This is a genomic window from Bacillus sp. F9_6S_D1_P_5, assembly GCF_054823925.1.
This window is the reverse complement of the sequence record NZ_JBTREW010000022.1, coordinates 35,318-51,394: the sequence shown is the minus strand read 5'-3', so window position 1 is coordinate 51,394 and position 16,077 is coordinate 35,318. Positions and strand designations below refer to the sequence as shown.

The 16,077-nt window shown below is 34.3% G+C and carries 14 protein-coding genes and 1 pseudogene; 8 read left to right on the top strand and 7 right to left on the bottom strand.

Annotation, left to right across the window (positions count from 1 at the left end; translation table 11 throughout):
* Positions 1-113 precede the first annotated feature (113 nt).
* The 6 genes and pseudogenes from ACUXEY_RS22585 to ACUXEY_RS22560 form a co-directional block, all read left to right on the top strand.
* Positions 114-1,157 (top strand): annotated as a pseudogene (locus ACUXEY_RS22585) (HAMP domain-containing protein); the annotation flags it as partial.
* A complete protein-coding gene (locus ACUXEY_RS22580) occupies positions 1,149-2,096 on the top strand; it encodes a methyl-accepting chemotaxis protein (protein WP_439984951.1) in 948 nt (315 codons plus the stop codon). The pseudogene ACUXEY_RS22585 and the gene ACUXEY_RS22580, both read left to right, overlap by 9 nt.
* A 78-nt stretch (positions 2,097-2,174) precedes the next feature.
* Positions 2,175-3,779, top strand: coding sequence for a sensor histidine kinase (locus tag ACUXEY_RS22575; RefSeq protein ID WP_461301651.1), 1,605 nt, complete (start codon positions 2,175-2,177; stop codon positions 3,777-3,779).
* On the top strand, positions 3,776-4,483 hold the full coding sequence (locus ACUXEY_RS22570) for a response regulator (protein ID WP_461301650.1): 708 nt from the start codon (positions 3,776-3,778) through the stop codon (positions 4,481-4,483). The genes ACUXEY_RS22575 and ACUXEY_RS22570 overlap by 4 nt, the downstream gene beginning before the upstream one ends.
* A 122-nt stretch (positions 4,484-4,605) precedes the next feature.
* Positions 4,606-5,952 (top strand): 2-hydroxycarboxylate transporter family protein, encoded by a 1,347-nt coding sequence (locus ACUXEY_RS22565; RefSeq protein WP_461301649.1) that lies wholly within the window; start codon positions 4,606-4,608, stop codon positions 5,950-5,952.
* A gap of 59 nt (positions 5,953-6,011) precedes the next feature.
* Complete coding sequence (locus tag ACUXEY_RS22560) at positions 6,012-7,211, top strand: NAD(P)-dependent malic enzyme (protein ID WP_166704572.1); 1,200 nt, start codon at positions 6,012-6,014, stop codon at positions 7,209-7,211.
* Positions 7,212-7,503: 292 nt separating this feature from the next.
* Here the strand turns inward: ACUXEY_RS22560 and ACUXEY_RS22555 are convergent, their stop codons facing one another.
* A complete protein-coding gene (locus tag ACUXEY_RS22555) occupies positions 7,504-8,028 on the bottom strand; it encodes a DUF4871 domain-containing protein (protein ID WP_461301648.1) in 525 nt (174 codons plus the stop codon).
* A gap of 115 nt (positions 8,029-8,143) precedes the next feature.
* The gene (locus tag ACUXEY_RS22550; RefSeq protein WP_166704574.1) at positions 8,144-9,070 is read right to left on the bottom strand and encodes a DMT family transporter; all 927 of its coding nucleotides are present in this window, start codon (positions 9,068-9,070) and stop codon (positions 8,144-8,146) included.
* Between the two features lie 120 nt (positions 9,071-9,190).
* Between ACUXEY_RS22550 and pdxR the strand changes: the two genes are divergently transcribed.
* Positions 9,191-10,591: a MocR-like pyridoxine biosynthesis transcription factor PdxR gene (gene pdxR, locus ACUXEY_RS22545; protein WP_461301647.1), complete on the top strand. Its 1,401-nt coding sequence runs from the start codon at positions 9,191-9,193 to the stop codon at positions 10,589-10,591.
* A gap of 34 nt (positions 10,592-10,625) precedes the next feature.
* Here pdxR and ACUXEY_RS22540 read toward each other — a convergent pair whose 3' ends face one another.
* The 3 genes from ACUXEY_RS22540 to ACUXEY_RS22530 all read right to left on the bottom strand — a co-directional run bounded on the left by ACUXEY_RS22540 (position 10,626) and on the right by ACUXEY_RS22530 (position 13,485).
* The gene (locus ACUXEY_RS22540; protein ID WP_000351216.1) at positions 10,626-11,138 is read right to left on the bottom strand and encodes a GNAT family N-acetyltransferase; all 513 of its coding nucleotides are present in this window, start codon (positions 11,136-11,138) and stop codon (positions 10,626-10,628) included.
* 146 nt (positions 11,139-11,284) lie between these two features.
* The gene (locus tag ACUXEY_RS22535) at positions 11,285-12,748 is read right to left on the bottom strand and encodes a HAMP domain-containing sensor histidine kinase (RefSeq protein WP_461301646.1); all 1,464 of its coding nucleotides are present in this window, start codon (positions 12,746-12,748) and stop codon (positions 11,285-11,287) included.
* 65 nt (positions 12,749-12,813) lie between these two features.
* Complete coding sequence (locus ACUXEY_RS22530; RefSeq protein ID WP_000238949.1) at positions 12,814-13,485, bottom strand: response regulator transcription factor; 672 nt, start codon at positions 13,483-13,485, stop codon at positions 12,814-12,816.
* A 329-nt stretch (positions 13,486-13,814) separates the two neighbouring features.
* On the opposite strand from ACUXEY_RS22530, the gene ACUXEY_RS22525 reads away from it, so the two are divergent.
* Entirely contained in the window at positions 13,815-13,937 is a 123-nt protein-coding gene (locus tag ACUXEY_RS22525; RefSeq protein WP_001068388.1) for a hypothetical protein, read from the top strand.
* Between the two features lie 508 nt (positions 13,938-14,445).
* Here ACUXEY_RS22525 and ACUXEY_RS22520 read toward each other — a convergent pair.
* The gene (locus ACUXEY_RS22520; protein WP_000405874.1) at positions 14,446-14,952 is read right to left on the bottom strand and encodes a GNAT family N-acetyltransferase; all 507 of its coding nucleotides are present in this window, start codon (positions 14,950-14,952) and stop codon (positions 14,446-14,448) included.
* A gap of 230 nt (positions 14,953-15,182) precedes the next feature.
* Positions 15,183-15,989: a formate dehydrogenase accessory sulfurtransferase FdhD gene (gene fdhD / locus ACUXEY_RS22515; protein ID WP_429602016.1), complete on the bottom strand. Its 807-nt coding sequence runs from the start codon at positions 15,987-15,989 to the stop codon at positions 15,183-15,185.
* Positions 15,990-16,077 lie beyond the last annotated feature (88 nt).

Here is a 16,077-nt window from a genome sequence, read left to right as displayed (position 1 = left end):
ATGTAAAAATGCATAATTGACAAAAATATTACATGTTATCATTATATATTGTTTTATATATGTCGCTTGTATAAAATTACACAAGTATCCACATTACATAAAGGAGGCTTATTATGCAAAAAATATTTAACTGGGTTAAATGTATGAGTATCAAGAAAAAATTAATCATTTCATTTTTTCTTATTTTAACTATACCAGGACTTATTATCGGTGGTGTTTCATATCAAACTGCCAAAACAAATTTTGAACAACAAATCACAGGTAAAGCAAAGGAAAATATTTCGATTTTAAATACTGTTATTTCTCAAAATATAGAAGAGAAATTTGTTGATGCAGCATACTTTGCGGACATCTTAACAGAGGATACATATCCAAACGGTCAAGAAGAAATAGTAAGAACGAAATTAGCGCAATATATAAAACTTCATCCAGAAGTAGAAGGTATTTACATTGGAACGCAGACGGGAAAGTTTATAAGAGAACCATTTATCCAAATGTCTGATGGGTATAATCCAACAGATAGAGATTGGTATAAAGAAGCACATGAAAATAAAGGGAAAGTAATTGTTACAGCGCCATATCAATCAGCATCTACAAAAAATATGGTAGTGACAATTGCTAAAGAAGTAAAAGATGGTAAAGGTGTTATAGGAATTAACTTAAATTTAGATAACATTTTAAAAATCTCCAAAATGATTAATATTGGGGAAAAAGGTTATGCAGTTATTTTAGATCAAAATAAGCAAATTGTTAGTCATCCATCTAGAAAACCAGGTGCAAAAGTTACTGATCCTTGGATTAAACCAATTTATGAAGAAAAACAAGGAAATGTTGCTTATACAGAAAAAGATGATAAAAAGAATTTAATCTTTGCAACAAATGAGAAAACGGGCTGGAAAGTAGTTGGAGTCATGTTTGATGAAGAAATTACCGAAGCTGCGAATCCAGTGTTTTATAAGACTTTTATTGTCATTGCTATCGCTATTGTATTTGGTAGTGTATTAATTTATTTCATCACAAAGTCTATTACAAGACCATTAAGAAAAATAGCTGACTCGACATATAAAATTAGTAAGGGGGATTTGACAGAGAAAATTACAATTCATTCAAATGATGATATAGGGAAATTAGGGAATTCCTTTAATGAAATGTCTGCCTCTTTACAAGATGTGATTACTCAAATTAGTTTTTCAGCAGAGCATGTCGCTGCATCGGCTGAAGAGTTAACAGCGAGCGTACAGCAAGCAAATGATGCGACAGATCAAATTACAATTGCAATGGAACAAGTATCAGGTGGGGCTGAATCACAAAGTCAAGGTGTTGAAGAAGGTGCGGCTACATTACAACAAGTAAATACAGCAATTCAAGATGTAACTGGAAGCGCAGAATCGATTTCTATCTCCTCATTACATGCGAGAGAGCGAGCTAAAGAGGGGGAAGACTTGGTTGAACAAACTGCAACACAAATGCAGTCTATTTCTAGGTCGGTATCCGAGTCGGATGCTATTATTAAACTTCTTGATGAGAAATCAAAGCAGGTAGGAGCTATTTCTGAAGCAATTCAAAATATCGCTACTCAAACGAACTTATTAGCTTTAAATGCGGCTATTGAAGCAGCAAGAGCAGGTGAACAGGGCCGAGGATTTGCTATTGTAGCAGATGAGGTTAGAAAATTAGCGGAGCAATCAGGAGAATCATCTGGAGAGATTGCGAATTTAATTGCAGAAATTAAGGCTGATATTGAACATACTGTTAAGGCGATGGATAATGTGAATGGAGAAGTTCAACAAGGTCTTGATGTTGTAACAAAAACGAAAGTAAGTTTTACGGAAATTTTAAGTTCTACTACACATATTGTTTCTCAAGTGAATGAAATGGTAGAAACAACGAAGAGAATTGCTGGAGATGCAAATGAAGTGACAAATGCTATTGATGAAATTGCAGCAGCTGCAGAAGAAAATACAGCTAGTATGCAAAGTGTTGCTGCTTCAACAGAAGAACAAGTGAATTCAATGGAAGAAATTAGTTCAGCTTCGCAAAACTTAGCTGAGATGGCCGAAGAACTACAAGCGATGACTAGTAAATTTAAAGTATAATAACAGCAGATAAGTAAGGTGAGAATAATATCACCTTACTTATTTTTCTATTTAGCAATTAGGGGAGTCATTAACGGGATGAAAAAAAGAAAAAGACTATGGAATTTATGGAAAACGATTACATTGTTAGTTTGTACAGTTGTAATTTTTTCTTTACTTGTGACAGATATATTAATTAGTCACAATGTAGAACGGACAACGGAGGATAGCCAAGCCGAGAAAGCAAAAACAATTGCACACATTGTGGCGAATGATTCAATTGTAATCGATGGTTTAATTGGGAAAGCAGATACTTCTGCAATTCAAACGTATACAAATAGAATATTAAAAAACACAGGTGTTCAGTTTATTGTAGTTATGGACATGAATGGAATAAGAAAGTCACATCCAAATCCTCAAAAAATAGGTCGTCATTTTATTGGGGGAGATGAAGGACCTGCATTGAAAGGAAAGGAACATGTATCGCTGGCAGAAGGAACTTTAGGTATTTCAATGCGAGTGTTTGTACCTGTATTTTCTGAAACAGGTGAACAACTTGGAGCGGTGGCCGTTGGTATTTCAGCAGATAATGTAAAAGAGAGAGTTAAGGAAAGTAGACATATCATTTATATTGGAGTTGGAGTTGGGATACTAGTAGGAATGATAGGAGCAATATTGCTAGCCAGACATATAAAGAAAAGTTTATTTGGTCTTGAACCTCACAGGATAGCGAAAATTCTTGAAGAAAGAAATACGATGCTACAATCTGTAAAGGAAGGTATTATTGCTGTAGATAAAGAGGCCAATGTAACTTTAATAAATAATGAGGCAAAACGATTGTTTAAGAAAAGTGGACTTGAAGAAGATTTTATCGGTAAAGATGTTGAGTTGTATATGCCTAATTCTCGTATAAAAGAAGTATTACAAACTGGAGAGGTACAATTAAACGAAGAACAAAATATTTATGGAATTACGATTGTAACGAATCGTGTTCCTTTATATGTAAAAGGAGAAATAGTTGGCGCGATTGCAACATTCCGTGATAAAACAGAGATTAGAAAATTAGCAGAAGAATTAACTGGTATTAGGCTATATGCGGAAGCATTACGGGCACAATCGCATGAATTTATGAATAAAATGCATGTCGTATTAGGGCTTACACACATGAAACAGTATGAAGAATTACAGAAGTATATAAGCGGTATGGTATCAGAGCACCAATATGAAATTGGTGGGGTTATGAAAAGAATAAAGAGTCCAGTATTTGCTGGTTTTTTACTCGGAAAACTGAGCTATGCTAGAGAGAAAAATATAAAATTAATCATAAGTGAAGATTCTTACATGCCAGAAATAGATGATGAAAGTATTACTCATGAACTAATTACGATTGTCGGAAATTTAATTGATAATGCATTAGAGGCAGTGACGAATTGTGAAAAGAAGCAAGTTGAAGTTGAGATACAATATGGGAATACATTAATTATTACAGTGCAAGATACGGGAAAAGGTATACAAGAAAAAGAAATAGAGGCATTATTTACGAAAGGTTATTCCACGAAGGGAGATAACCGCGGTTATGGTTTGTATCTTGTAAAAGAAAGTATACAGCGAATAAATGGGGAAATTCATATGCATTCATTAGTAGGAAAGGGAACAAAGATAACAATTGAAATACCTAAAGGTAGGGATGAGAGGCAAATATGATTAAAGTTTTAATTGTAGAAGATGACCCAATGGTAGCAATGTTAAATACGCATTATTTAGAGCAAGTAGGAGGGTTTGAACTTGTTCAAGCAGTTAATTCCGTAAAATCGGCGATAGAAGTATTAGAGGAATCACGAATAGATTTAGTCTTACTTGATATTTTTATGCCTAAAGAGACTGGATTTGAGCTTTTAATGTATATTCGGAATCAAGAAAAAGAAATCGATATTATGATGATTTCAGCTGTACATGATATGGGGAGTATTAAAAAAGCATTACAATATGGCGTAGTAGATTATTTAATTAAACCATTTACATTGGAACGATTCAAAGAAGCATTAACTATATATCGAGAAAAACTTACTTTCATGAAAGAACAACAAAAAATTAGTCAATCGGAATTAGATTCGTTAATTTTGCAAAAAGAAAAAAGAGAGTCTACTGTTACTAAAGAGCTTCCGAAAGGATTAACGAAGCAAACGTTGCAATTAATTTGGCAGAAAATCGAGTCGCTGAATGGACGAGCGTTTACAACAGATGAAATGTCACAATTAGTTGGGATTTCAAGAGTTTCTATTCGGAAATATGTAATGTTTTTAACTGACATTGGAGTATTAGAAAACGAAATGATGTACCAACATGTGGGGAGACCTGTAAGTAAACTAAGATGTGTTGATCAAAAGAAAATAGAGTTTTACGTATAAGCGACTTATTATAAGTCGCTTATACTTTTTTTAATTACAAAATCAATTACAAAACTTACAAAAACTATTTTTACTATTGAAAGCGTTTTAATATTGTTATTAAGAAAACAAGGGGGTGCCATATGGGAATTCAAAAGAATGTGGAAGCGGTATCATTTCCTAAAGGAAATGAAGTACAAAGAGAATCTTTCGCTTCTAAAATTATGAATGTAAAAATCGGTGTTATACCTTTACCGTTATATGTAGTATTGGCTGCTATTATTTATGGGGCATCTGTATATAATAAATTACCAGCAGATATGATTGGTGGATTTGCGGTTATTATGATCATGGGTATTTTCTTAGGTGACATTGGAATGAGAATTCCAATTTTAAAAAATATCGGTGGTCCAGCAATACTTTCGTTATTTATTCCATCATTACTTGTATTTTTTAACTGGATGAATCCAGCTTCAATGGAAGCTGCGACTATGTTAATGAAAAAATCAAACTTTTTATATTTATATATTTCTTGTTTAGTAGTCGGAAGTATTTTAGGAATGAATCGTAAAGTGTTAGTACAAGGTTTCGTTCGTATGTTTATACCTTTAGTAGTAGGGACGTTAGCTTCTGTAGTAGTAGGGTTATTGGTCGGTTCACTATTTGGATTTGAAATGAAGCAAACATTCTTCTTTATCATCGTACCAATTGTGAGTGGTGGTATCGGAGAAGGAATTTTACCATTGTCGCTAGCTTATAGTGATATTTTAAATGAATCATCAGCAACGTTTGTATCACAGCTTATTCCAGCAGCTATTATTGGGAATATGTTCGCAATTGTGAGTGCAGGATATATGAAGCGTTTAGGTGAAAAGAAACCGGAGCTTAGTGGTAACGGTGTATTAGTAAAAACAGACAATCAAGCAGAATTATTAAAAGAACAAAATACAGAGAAGCCAATTGACTTCTCATTAATGGGAGCAGGTTTATTAATCGCGTGTACGTTCTTCATCTTTGGAGGATTTGCTTCTAAGTTCATCGGTATCCCCGGGGCAATCATTATGATCTTCTCAGCAGCACTTGTGAAATACTTTAAATTAATGCCGGCAAAAATGGAGCAAGGGGCATTCCATCTATATAAATTTATTTCGAAGAATTTAACTTGGCCGTTAATGGTTGGACTAGGATTGCTATATATTCCATTAAAAGACGTAGCGGCAGTTCTTTCAGTAGGCTATGTTGTTGTGTGTGCATCGGTTGTTCTTACAATGGTAGCGTCAGGTTTTCTTGTAGGGAAAGTGATGAAAATGTATCCAGTTGAATCAGCGATTGTAACTGGATGTCATAGTGGTTTAGGTGGAACTGGAGATGTTGCTATTTTATCAGCTTCCAATCGAATGGAATTAATGCCATTCGCGCAAATTTCGACTCGTTTAGGTGGAGCAGCAATGGTTGTAACAGCGACAATCTTATTAAAAATGTTTTCATGATCAAACAAGCTAGCTATATTCATATAGCTAGCTTGTCAAATTAAGGGGAGATTATAAGTATGTTAGAAAATCAAATTAATGAGAGATCATTGTTATTGCATAAAGAATTAGTAGGGAAAATTGAGATTACAAGTAAAGTAGAAGTAAATTCAGCGGATGATTTAAGTCTGACATATACACCAGGTGTAGCGGAGTCTTGCAAAGCAATTGCAGCAGATGAAGAAACAGTGTATGACTATACAGCACGTGGGAATATGGTGGCAGTTGTCTCAGATGGAACAGCGGTACTTGGTTTAGGAAACATTGGACCGAAAGCGGCTATGCCTGTTATGGAAGGAAAAAGTATATTATTTAAGAAATTTGCTAATGTAGATGCTTTCCCATTATGCTTAGGGACGACGGATGTGGATGAAATCGTTACCCTTGTGAAAAATTTAGAGCCTACATTTGCAGGGATCAATTTAGAAGATATTGCAGCACCGCGTTGTTTTGAAATTGAAAAACGATTAAAAGAAGAAACGAATATTCCTGTATTCCATGATGATCAACATGGAACAGCTATCGTCGTCTTAGCAGCTGTTATTAATGCATTAAAAGTTGTTAGCAAACAAATGGATCATGTGAAAATTGTTATTAACGGTGCGGGTTCGGCAGGAATTGCAATTGGAAAATTATTATTAAAGGCTGGTGCACAGCACATTACATTAGTTAGCTTAGAAGGTATTGTTTGTGAAGGTGAAGCATGGATGAACGAAGCACAAATTGAAGTTTCAAAAAAGACAAATCGAGAACATGTGCGTGGAACGTTAAAAGAAGCGATTCATCAGGCTGATATCTTTATCGGTGTATCTGCCCCTAACGTATTAACGAAAGAACTTGTACAGACGATGAATGAGAAAGCAATTGTGTTTGCAATGGCAAATCCAATTCCAGAAATCTTCCCTGAGGATGCGTTAGAGGCTGGAGCAGCTGTAGTAGGAACTGGGCGCTCGGATTATGCGAATCAAGTAAATAATGTATTGGCGTTCCCTGGAATATTCCGAGGTGCGTTAGATGTGCGCGCGACTGATATTACAGAAGAAATGAAATTAGCGGCAGCATATGGAATCGCTAACATCATTACGGACGAAGAACGTAATGCGAATTATGTAATCCCAAATCCATTAGATAAAAGAGTTGTTCCAAGTGTTGCAGAAGCAGTAGCGAAAGCAGCCATTGATTCGGGTGTGGCGCAAATTACGAAAATACCAAGTTATTAATAGCTAAAAGCAGTGCCAAAAAGGCACTGCTTTTTTGAGATAAGAAATCAAAATAATGAAGAAATATAGAATTATTTATGCTTCTTCATTATTTATTTAATTCCATTGCAACTTGTTTACCATTTACTAAAACCTCAGTTACTGCTACGATTACTTCTATCATTTTTTTCATCTCTCATCTCTCCTCGTGTCATTTCTTACTTTAAGTATAAGAGAAGAGAGCTACTTCAACTATCGAAGTACATGACGTAGAAATTACATTGTTGTAAGAAAGTGTTTTAGTTTTGTCACTTTACTCAGCAGTAATTACAAACTGATCATAATATTTTTCATTTACATATATGTTTAATACCCATAATCCAGATGAAGGTAGTGACATAGTGAGAGGGAGTTCGTTTGTAGTGGAATCAATTGTATTTGAAGTAGTCCAAGTTGGTTTGGAAGTTTCTTGTTGAAAGAGTACGGGTGTTGGAGTTACTGATCCTTGCTTTAGTGCAATAATAGATAGTTTTCCAGTGGGCATTTCAGGATCTAAAAAGTACCACATTATTTCATTTTTTTCGTTTGCGATAATGGGGCTATCAGCCATTGCGATCTTTTCTTCGATACCTTTTAAAGGTGTTTTTTCTTGTATGAAGGAGGGTGTTTCTTCCCAATTTACATCTTTTAAAACGCTAAGATGAAAGAAGGAAGGTGCATTAACTTGGGTGGATGACGTGGCGATAGCTTCTTTTTTAGGTGCTTCTGAATCAGGCTGCGCTTGTGTGCATCCAGCGACGAGAAAGGAGAAAAGTAGCATAGTTCCAATTTTTTTCATGGTGTCACACTCCTAATTTTTATTGTTAGTGTAATTGTATTTGCTAGAAAGCGGGACAATTCCTTTAAAACGTCAAAAGAGGTCGTAAGTTTTGTACGACCTCTTTTGACATTTTTTATATTTGTTCAGTTGAAAAGGTAGGTTCATTCTCTTTTTGCGGCATCGTTAAGAAAATAACAGAAAGAACAATACATACGCCGCCTAATAATTGATAGGCTCCAAAGGATTCATTTAGCCAAGCGATTGAAACGATGGCAGCTACAAGTGGTTCAATGCTAGATAAAATGCTCGTTTCTGTTGCTGCTAAATATTTCAGACTACCGATATAAAGGAGGAAAGAAAGGGTGCCACTTATGATGATAAGAATAAGCATAGAAAAAGTTTTTGATGTAAAAGTTTGTGAAAGCTGATCCCATTCAAACGAGCGATTACAAATAAGGAGGGCAATGCCGCCAATTAACATTCCCCAGCCAATTACTACAGTTGTTCCGCAGTCTTTAATAAGAGAAGCTGGATGAAGGGTATAAAATGCAAATCCAATTGCTGTTAATAGACCGAAAATAATGGCTTCTTTTGATAAAACAATATTTTCAATTGAACCGTTTGTAATAATAAAGTACGTTCCTGTTAGGGCAGTTATAATTGCGAGTAGTTGCATAGAAGCAGGGAATTTTCTTTGTCCAAATGCGACATAAATGGTAATAAGAACAGGACCTAGAAATTGAAATAATGTCGCTGTGACTGCGTTACTAATATGAACCGTTTCAATAAAGGCGTACTGCGCACCGAGCATGCCGAGAATAGAGAAAATAATAAGTTGTATAGAATGTCTAGGATGTTTCCAAATTTGAAATATGTTTTGTTTCTTTATAAGCAAGAAAGATAAAATAAATATTCCCGCAAGCAACAAGCGAATTGTTAAAAAATCAATTGATGATACGTTAGCGTGTTGAAATAACCACTGAATCATCGGGCCAGATAATCCCCATAAGGTAGCTCCTGTAATAATCATAATGAGTCCCATCCGTCTATTGTTGTTCATGATCATGCATCCCCTCTCGAGTATTTGATTTTTTATGTGTGACATGATACAAGGAATTATATATAACTTCTGGTACTGTAAAAAGTATCAGATTTCAGTTTTATGAAGGGGTCAGATATTATGTTAGAATTAACGCCTAATTTAAATATGAATAGTAAAAAGGCATTGTACGTGCAATTGTATGAGTATATAAAAAAAGAAATTAAAGATGGAACGATTCCAGCTTTAACAAAATTACCTGCAAAAAGAAAGCTGGCGAGCTATTTACAAGTGAGTAAGAATACAGTAGAAGCGGCTTACGAGCAATTACTTGCAGAAGGTTATATTGAGTCGGCATCGAGAAAAGGTTATTTTGTATGTAAAGTTGAACAAATGATTTATGTAGAAGGAAGCGAAGAGAAAGTAGAAGAAGTACCGTTTCGGGAGGAAAACTATACATTTGATTTCACCCAAACAGGAGTTGATACGAATACGTTTCCGTTCAATACGTACCGCAAGCTTATAAATGATGTATGGCAGCCACATAATAATGAGTTGCTTTTTCTTGGACACCCTCAAGGGGAATTGAGCCTGAGGGAGGAAATTGCGAGCTATTTGTATGAATCTAGAGGTGTGCGTTGCTCAGCTAGTCAAATTGTATTAGGAGCGGGAACACAAATATTAGTGAAGTTACTTTTTCAATTGTTAAAGGGAAGTAATTATGCAGTTGAAAATCCAGGTTATCATAGGAAAATGGTCGTTTTTGAACAGGGAGAAAAAAAGGTTCAAATGTTATCTTTAGATAAGGATGGCATTTGTATGACGGATTTAGAAAATAGTGATGCAAATGTTGTATTTGTAACTCCCTCTCATCAATTCCCATATGGAATGATTATGCCTATTACGAGAAGGACGCAGCTTTTACAATGGGCGAAAAAAGAGGAAGACAGGTATATTATTGAAGATGATTACGATAGTGAATTTCGCTATTCAGGAAGGCCAATTCCGGCACTACAAGGATTAGATACAGATGGGAAAGTTATTTATATGGGGACGCTTTCAAAAGCCTTGTTACCCTCATTACGGATGAGCTATATAGTATTACCGAAGCATTTAATTGAAAAGTATCAAAAGGAATATTTATTTTATACACAAAGTGTTTCAAGAATGGACCAAGAAGTGATTAGAAAGTTTTTAAATGAAGGCTATTGGGAAAAACATATTCATAAAATGCGTGTCGTCTACCGAAAAAAGAGGGATCGACTCGTCTTTGAAATAGAAAAGTATTTCTCTAATCATGTTGAAGTGATAGGAGAAGATTCGGGATTGCACATTTTATTACAAGTGCATAATGGAATGCGAGAAGAGGAACTAATTCAAGAAGCTGCAAAATGTAGTATTAAAATATATCCTGTTTCTACGTACTATAAAGATGGTACTGCACCTGAAAATGTGGTTTTACTTGGGTTTGCGATTTTATCAGAAGAAGAAATTGCGAAAGCGATTCAACTATTAAATACAGCCTGGTTTAGAAAAGAGTAAAAAACATCCTCATACACGAGAGGATGTTTTTTTGTTATTTATTTTCATCTAAGAATAAGACCATATGCTCTTCGTCCCAATATTGTCCGTTATATTTTAATGAACGTTCTTGTACACCGAATGTTTTAAATCCTAATGATTCATAAAGTTTTTTTGCTCCATCGTTGCCAACAACAACATCAAGCATAACTTGTTCTACTTCTAAAGATTTAGCAAGTTCAAGACATTCTTTAATAAGTGCTTTTCCTGCTCCAAGTCCGCGTGCTTTTGGAGATACATATACAGAACCGATTTTAGCTTTATGTTCTTGTTTGACATATGGTTTCGTTTCCAGTGTTGCAACCCCGATTAATTGTCCATCTTTAAATGCACCTAGCGTATAGTTTTCATCTTGTGCTAATTTTTGTGCTTTATATTCAATCGCACACTCTTTATTAATAATATCTTCATAAGAAGAGCTGAAAGCTTCAGGGTTTTGCTTTAATCCTTCTACACGAAGTTCTAAGTAAATTTCCGCTTCGTCTTTTGTTAATACATGGATATCCAATTATATCACCCTCCAAATCTTTGACAAATGTATCTTTATTTTATATTGAAATAAGAATAATTTCAAAAGCTTAGCTTATATGAGCTGATTTTATGAACAAAATAACACCAGTAGTGTTTACTACTACTGGTGTTTTCACACGCATCTTATTCAAAAGGTAGCTCGATTATAAAGTTTGTTCCTACTCCTAATTGGCTTTTTACTAGAATGGAACCGTTATGCAATTCTACAATTTCTTTTGCAACAGCTAGCCCGATACCTTTTCCTCCAGTAGCTCTCGTTCTGGATTTATCAACACGATAAAAACGATCAAAAATATGCGGGATATCTACTTCAGGAATACCTTCACCTTCATCGTCTACACTTATTGTGAAAGAATCAGTTTTCGTGAGTACACGTATCGTAATAGATGTGTTTTCTGGCGAATGCTGATAAGCATTGTGTAATAAATTTAACATAACTTGTTCCATACGTCTTTCGTCTATGCAAACTTTTAAATCGTCTTTGCAATATACATGAAGTTGCATTTGCTTATTAGTTAATGTTGTTTTTGTTTTTTCAACCATTCGTTCTAAAAATGGTTGAAGGGTCACTTTCTGTTTTTTTATAACAAATTGGTGTTGTTCTAATTGTACAAGCATAAATAAATCTTGGACGAGATCGGTTACACTATCTGTTTCATCCTCAATGATTTGTAAGTATTCTTCTCGCTCTTCTTTCGTTAAAGAGTCTCTCTTTGCTACCTTCGCATAACCTTTCATATAGGTCAATGGGGTTAATAGTTCATGGGCGACACTAGCGAGAAATTCATTTCGTTCTTTTTTCATATAAGTCAGTTCACTGGACAAATCTTCAATTGTTTTTGCTAAGCTTCCAAGTTCATCATTCCGTTTAATACCTAATTGAATTGGCTTATTTAATTTTGACATTTTTTCTGTCGCCCTCTTCATTTTTATAAGCGGTTCTGTAATAACACGAGAAAAAACAAAGACAGAAATAGTCGTTAAAATAACTGTCAAAACACTAATGATAAGAAATTGATTCATGAGTTTAAGTAACATATTTTCTAAGAAAGATGTTTTTAATAACATATATAATTTTCCTTGAAACTCTGTTGTGTTAATTGGGCTTACCGTTGTGATGAATTTTGATTTTTTCCAGTTCTTCTCGACGATCAATCCATTTTTGGGGATTTGTTTTGTTTTACAAGTAAGTTGTTTTTGCATAGCCTTTGTTACAGGTTCTGAAGTGGAAATGATTTTTCCATTATTGTCCGTTATAATGATAGCTATATCAGAGTTAGCAATTGATTCTGATTCAACTAAGTGTTCAGCCTCATCCGCGATATCGAACTCTGGGTATATAGGACGTTTAGGATTTTTATTGTATTCAGCACGTTCGATGTTTGTCTTTTCTTGAGCATGTGCACTCCACTTGGAACGTCTTGTAATTTTGTTACTATAGCGATTGCCTTTTTCTAAAAGAGCAAGTGTTTCTTCCTCAATCCGCATTGTTGAAATGCTTTTGTAAAAAGATACGAAAGCAATTGTTTCAATACATAAAGCTAATATTAAAAAGTATGTCCCAATTTTAAGTGAAAGTTTACTCATTTTCTCACCATACCTTATTTCATATAAAGGGTCAGTGATATACTATTGTCCACTGACCGAAGTAATTATTCACTTTTCCATTTATATCCGACTTTATAGACAGTTTCTAAGTAATTTTCAACTGGAAATCCCTTTTTGCGCAATTTATCACGGATATTGCGAATATGTGAATCGATTGTTCTATATTCAATATCTGTTTCATAACCCCAAATTTTTTCGATTAAATCATCTCGGCTATAAGCACGGTTTGTATTTTGTAAAAATAGTCCAAGTAATGAAAACTCGATAGGAGTTAGTGAGATTTTTTCGTCATACACTGTGACAGTATGTTTCGTTTTATCCCACTCAATACCGTTGAAGCTAACGAAGCCATCCTTCTTTGTACGGCGTAATATAGCCTCAATTCGTGCAACTAAAACATGCTCATCAAATGGTTTTGTAATATAGTCATCCGCGCCCATAGTGAGGCCTTTCACCATGTCGTAATTTTGATTACGAGCTGTTAGCATAATAATTGGAACGTTGGAAATTTGACGGATTTGATAGCAAGTATCCCATCCATCCATATTCGGCATCATAACATCTAACAAAATAATATCGAAGTCTTTTTGTTCTATTAATTTTAGTGCTTCAAGGCCAGATGTGGCTTTCATACAAAAATAGCCACGAGGACTTAAGAACAGATCTAATAATCGTAACATACGTTCTTCATCGTCTACTAATAAAATTTTTACCATAATCTTGTGCACCCCAAACTGTTCAGTCTATTTGTATAGTTTACATGAAAATAATAAAAAACTCTTTTTATGTGATTGAGTGGAAGAGTTATTTTTCGCTCAGGGTAATTGACATAAAAAATGCACTAGTTTTGCACAACTATTTTTTATAATAGAAAACGTAGCGACACAAAATACCCTATGTTGCGACATAACGTCATGTCATTTTATTTATAAAATGACAATTCCATTCTATTGTGTATGTGAGATAGAGAAGGTTTTCGTATTCACCTCGCATCGGATAAGAAAAATTTCCTATCTCACACTTTTTTTAAAAGGAGATCATACACATGAATCCAAAAGAAGAAATTTCAAAAAAAGAAAAGCAAGATCGTAATACGGTTGTCATGTGCATTGCCGTATCTATGGTTATTATTATAAGTTGTGTAAATAAAATTTTGGGGATTTTATAATATAAAAAAAGCTTATCGCTTCTTAAGAAGCGATAAGCTTTTTTCGTTATTAGGGGAATCGTTCTATATAATAAACCAAGGTAAAATTGCTAACCCAGAAGTTACAATTGCTGTAGTAAATATTAAAAGCATAGCTCGTTTGTTTTGTTTCATGTCACATTCTCCTCTACCTATCAATTGAATGCTATACGTTCATTGTATGATTGGTGCCTCACTAATTAAAGTGTCACTTTACCCCGAATTAATGGGCAGTAAGACTTCCATCTAAAGATTTAGTGGATGCGAAGAAGTTAGATGGAAGATCAACTGCCCATAAATGCCCGATTGGTTCAACTAATACTCAGTGGAGGTAAAGCTTTCCACTGAGTAAAGTTTCACTTTATACTTTTAGTATAATGAATGGAAAGGTTTGGTACGATCGATAAAGGTGACATGAAGATTACATTGTTGTAATGAAAAAAGCACCTTCTTTAATAAGAAGATGCTTTTAAAAAACTATATTGAAGTATTAGTCATTTAAGAACAGAACCATATGTTCCTCGTCCCAATATTGACCGTTATGTTTTAATGAACGCTCTTGTACGCCGTAAGTTTGGAAACCTAATGATTCATATAATTTTTTGGCACCAGCGTTACCAACTACAACATCGAGCATAAGTTGTTCTACATGTAATTTATCGGCATTTTCAATAATTGCTTTAATGAGAGCTCGTCCTGCTCCGAGGCCACGTGCTTTTGGGGAAACGAAAACGGAACCGATTTTTGCTTTATGTTCTTGTTTAATAAATGGTTTTGTTTCTAAAGTAGCAATGCCGATTAAATCGTTATCTTTGAAGACCCCTAGAGTATACTTATCCGGATTGCTTAATCGTTTTGCCATAGCAGCTACAGGATCCTCGTGTTTCAGAACATCTTCATAAGAAGAGCTAAAAGCTTCCGGGTTCTTCGTTAAACCTTCCATACAAACTTTTAAATATATTTCTGCGTCCTCTGTCGTTAATAAGCGAATTTCCATAGTTGTAACCTCCTTGGTCGATTTCAAATAAAATAAATCCATTACTTTTATAAGATTGTGTATGCGTTTTGTTAGCAGTCTCTTTTAATTTGTAAAAGAATGAAAAGATATATGCTATAATGTTTTGTTTTTAATATGTAATGAAATTATATATTAACTTTATTAACTATTCAAGTGTTTAATATATTACATTTTTATAACTAAAATAACTCCCCAATCGAGGAGTTATTTTAGTTATTTGATTGATAACCATCAATTCGATGTGGATGTGTGTAAATATTACAAGATTCATTTCTAATAAATCCTACGACTGTAATGCCTAAATCGTGAGCGAGTTGCAATGCTAGTTTTGTTGGAGCGGATTTAGATAGAACAATTTCACATCCGATTTTTGAAACTTTAAGTAAAATTTCGGATGAAATACGCCCGCTAAATGCAATGATTTTCCCTTTAACAGATATATCATTGCGCAAACAATGGCCGTATATTTTATCTAATGCATTATGTCTGCCAATATCCATTCTTGATAGAAGGATATTGTTTCGATCACATAGTGCGGTATTGTGAACACCGCCGGTTTGGCGAAAGGTAGTGGAAGATTGTTGTAACGTATTCATTAAGTAAAAGCATTCTTCAGGAGTAATTTTCACGTGTATATCATGTAAATCTTTTGCTTTTGCCGCATCGTTTACGAAAATAAAACCTTGTCTACCTTTTCCGCAGCAAGAAGTGATGTATCGTTTATTATATAAAGTTTGATAGAGTGGATTTACTTTTGATGAGGTTACATGGACAATTCCGTTATCTTTTTGAACCCATATTTCTTCAACATCTTTATAGGAAGAAATAATTCCTTCAGAAATTAAAAAACCAATTACCATATCTTCGATGTAATTTGGTGTACATACGACTGTTACATACTCTTCACCATTTAATTTAATAGTAATAGGAGATTCTGTAACAATCTCATCAAGTTGTTTTGAAAATGTACCAGATTGATAGCGTACAACTGTATAAGTCTCTTGCGTGGGTCCCATATAAAATCCCCCTTTTAAGTGTATTTCTCTCCCGTATTTATCATAAAACAATGAGGAAATAAAAACACCTATTAGCAAGAAGATCACA

What these genes read in the sequence shown, in the direction of transcription:
- ACUXEY_RS22530 (WP_000238949.1), bottom strand. Translation starts at nt 13,485, where the DNA reads ATGGTAAAAATTTTATTAGTAGACGATGAAGAACGTATGTTACGATTA.
- ACUXEY_RS22560 (WP_166704572.1), top strand. Translation starts at nt 6,012, where the DNA reads ATGTTAGAAAATCAAATTAATGAGAGATCATTGTTATTGCATAAAGAA.
- ACUXEY_RS22570 (WP_461301650.1), top strand. Translation starts at nt 3,776, where the DNA reads ATGATTAAAGTTTTAATTGTAGAAGATGACCCAATGGTAGCAATGTTA.
- pdxR (WP_461301647.1), top strand. Translation starts at nt 9,191, where the DNA reads ATGTTAGAATTAACGCCTAATTTAAATATGAATAGTAAAAAGGCATTG.
- ACUXEY_RS22520 (WP_000405874.1), bottom strand. Translation starts at nt 14,952, where the DNA reads ATGGAAATTCGCTTATTAACGACAGAGGACGCAGAAATATATTTAAAA.
- ACUXEY_RS22525 (WP_001068388.1), top strand. Translation starts at nt 13,815, where the DNA reads ATGAATCCAAAAGAAGAAATTTCAAAAAAAGAAAAGCAAGATCGTAAT.
- ACUXEY_RS22565 (WP_461301649.1), top strand. Translation starts at nt 4,606, where the DNA reads ATGGGAATTCAAAAGAATGTGGAAGCGGTATCATTTCCTAAAGGAAAT.
- ACUXEY_RS22535 (WP_461301646.1), bottom strand. Translation starts at nt 12,748, where the DNA reads ATGAGTAAACTTTCACTTAAAATTGGGACATACTTTTTAATATTAGCT.
- ACUXEY_RS22550 (WP_166704574.1), bottom strand. Translation starts at nt 9,070, where the DNA reads ATGAACAACAATAGACGGATGGGACTCATTATGATTATTACAGGAGCT.
- ACUXEY_RS22575 (WP_461301651.1), top strand. Translation starts at nt 2,175, where the DNA reads ATGAAAAAAAGAAAAAGACTATGGAATTTATGGAAAACGATTACATTG.
- fdhD (WP_429602016.1), bottom strand. Translation starts at nt 15,989, where the DNA reads ATGGGACCCACGCAAGAGACTTATACAGTTGTACGCTATCAATCTGGT.
- ACUXEY_RS22580 (WP_439984951.1), top strand. Translation starts at nt 1,149, where the DNA reads ATGTCTGCCTCTTTACAAGATGTGATTACTCAAATTAGTTTTTCAGCA.
- ACUXEY_RS22555 (WP_461301648.1), bottom strand. Translation starts at nt 8,028, where the DNA reads ATGAAAAAAATTGGAACTATGCTACTTTTCTCCTTTCTCGTCGCTGGA.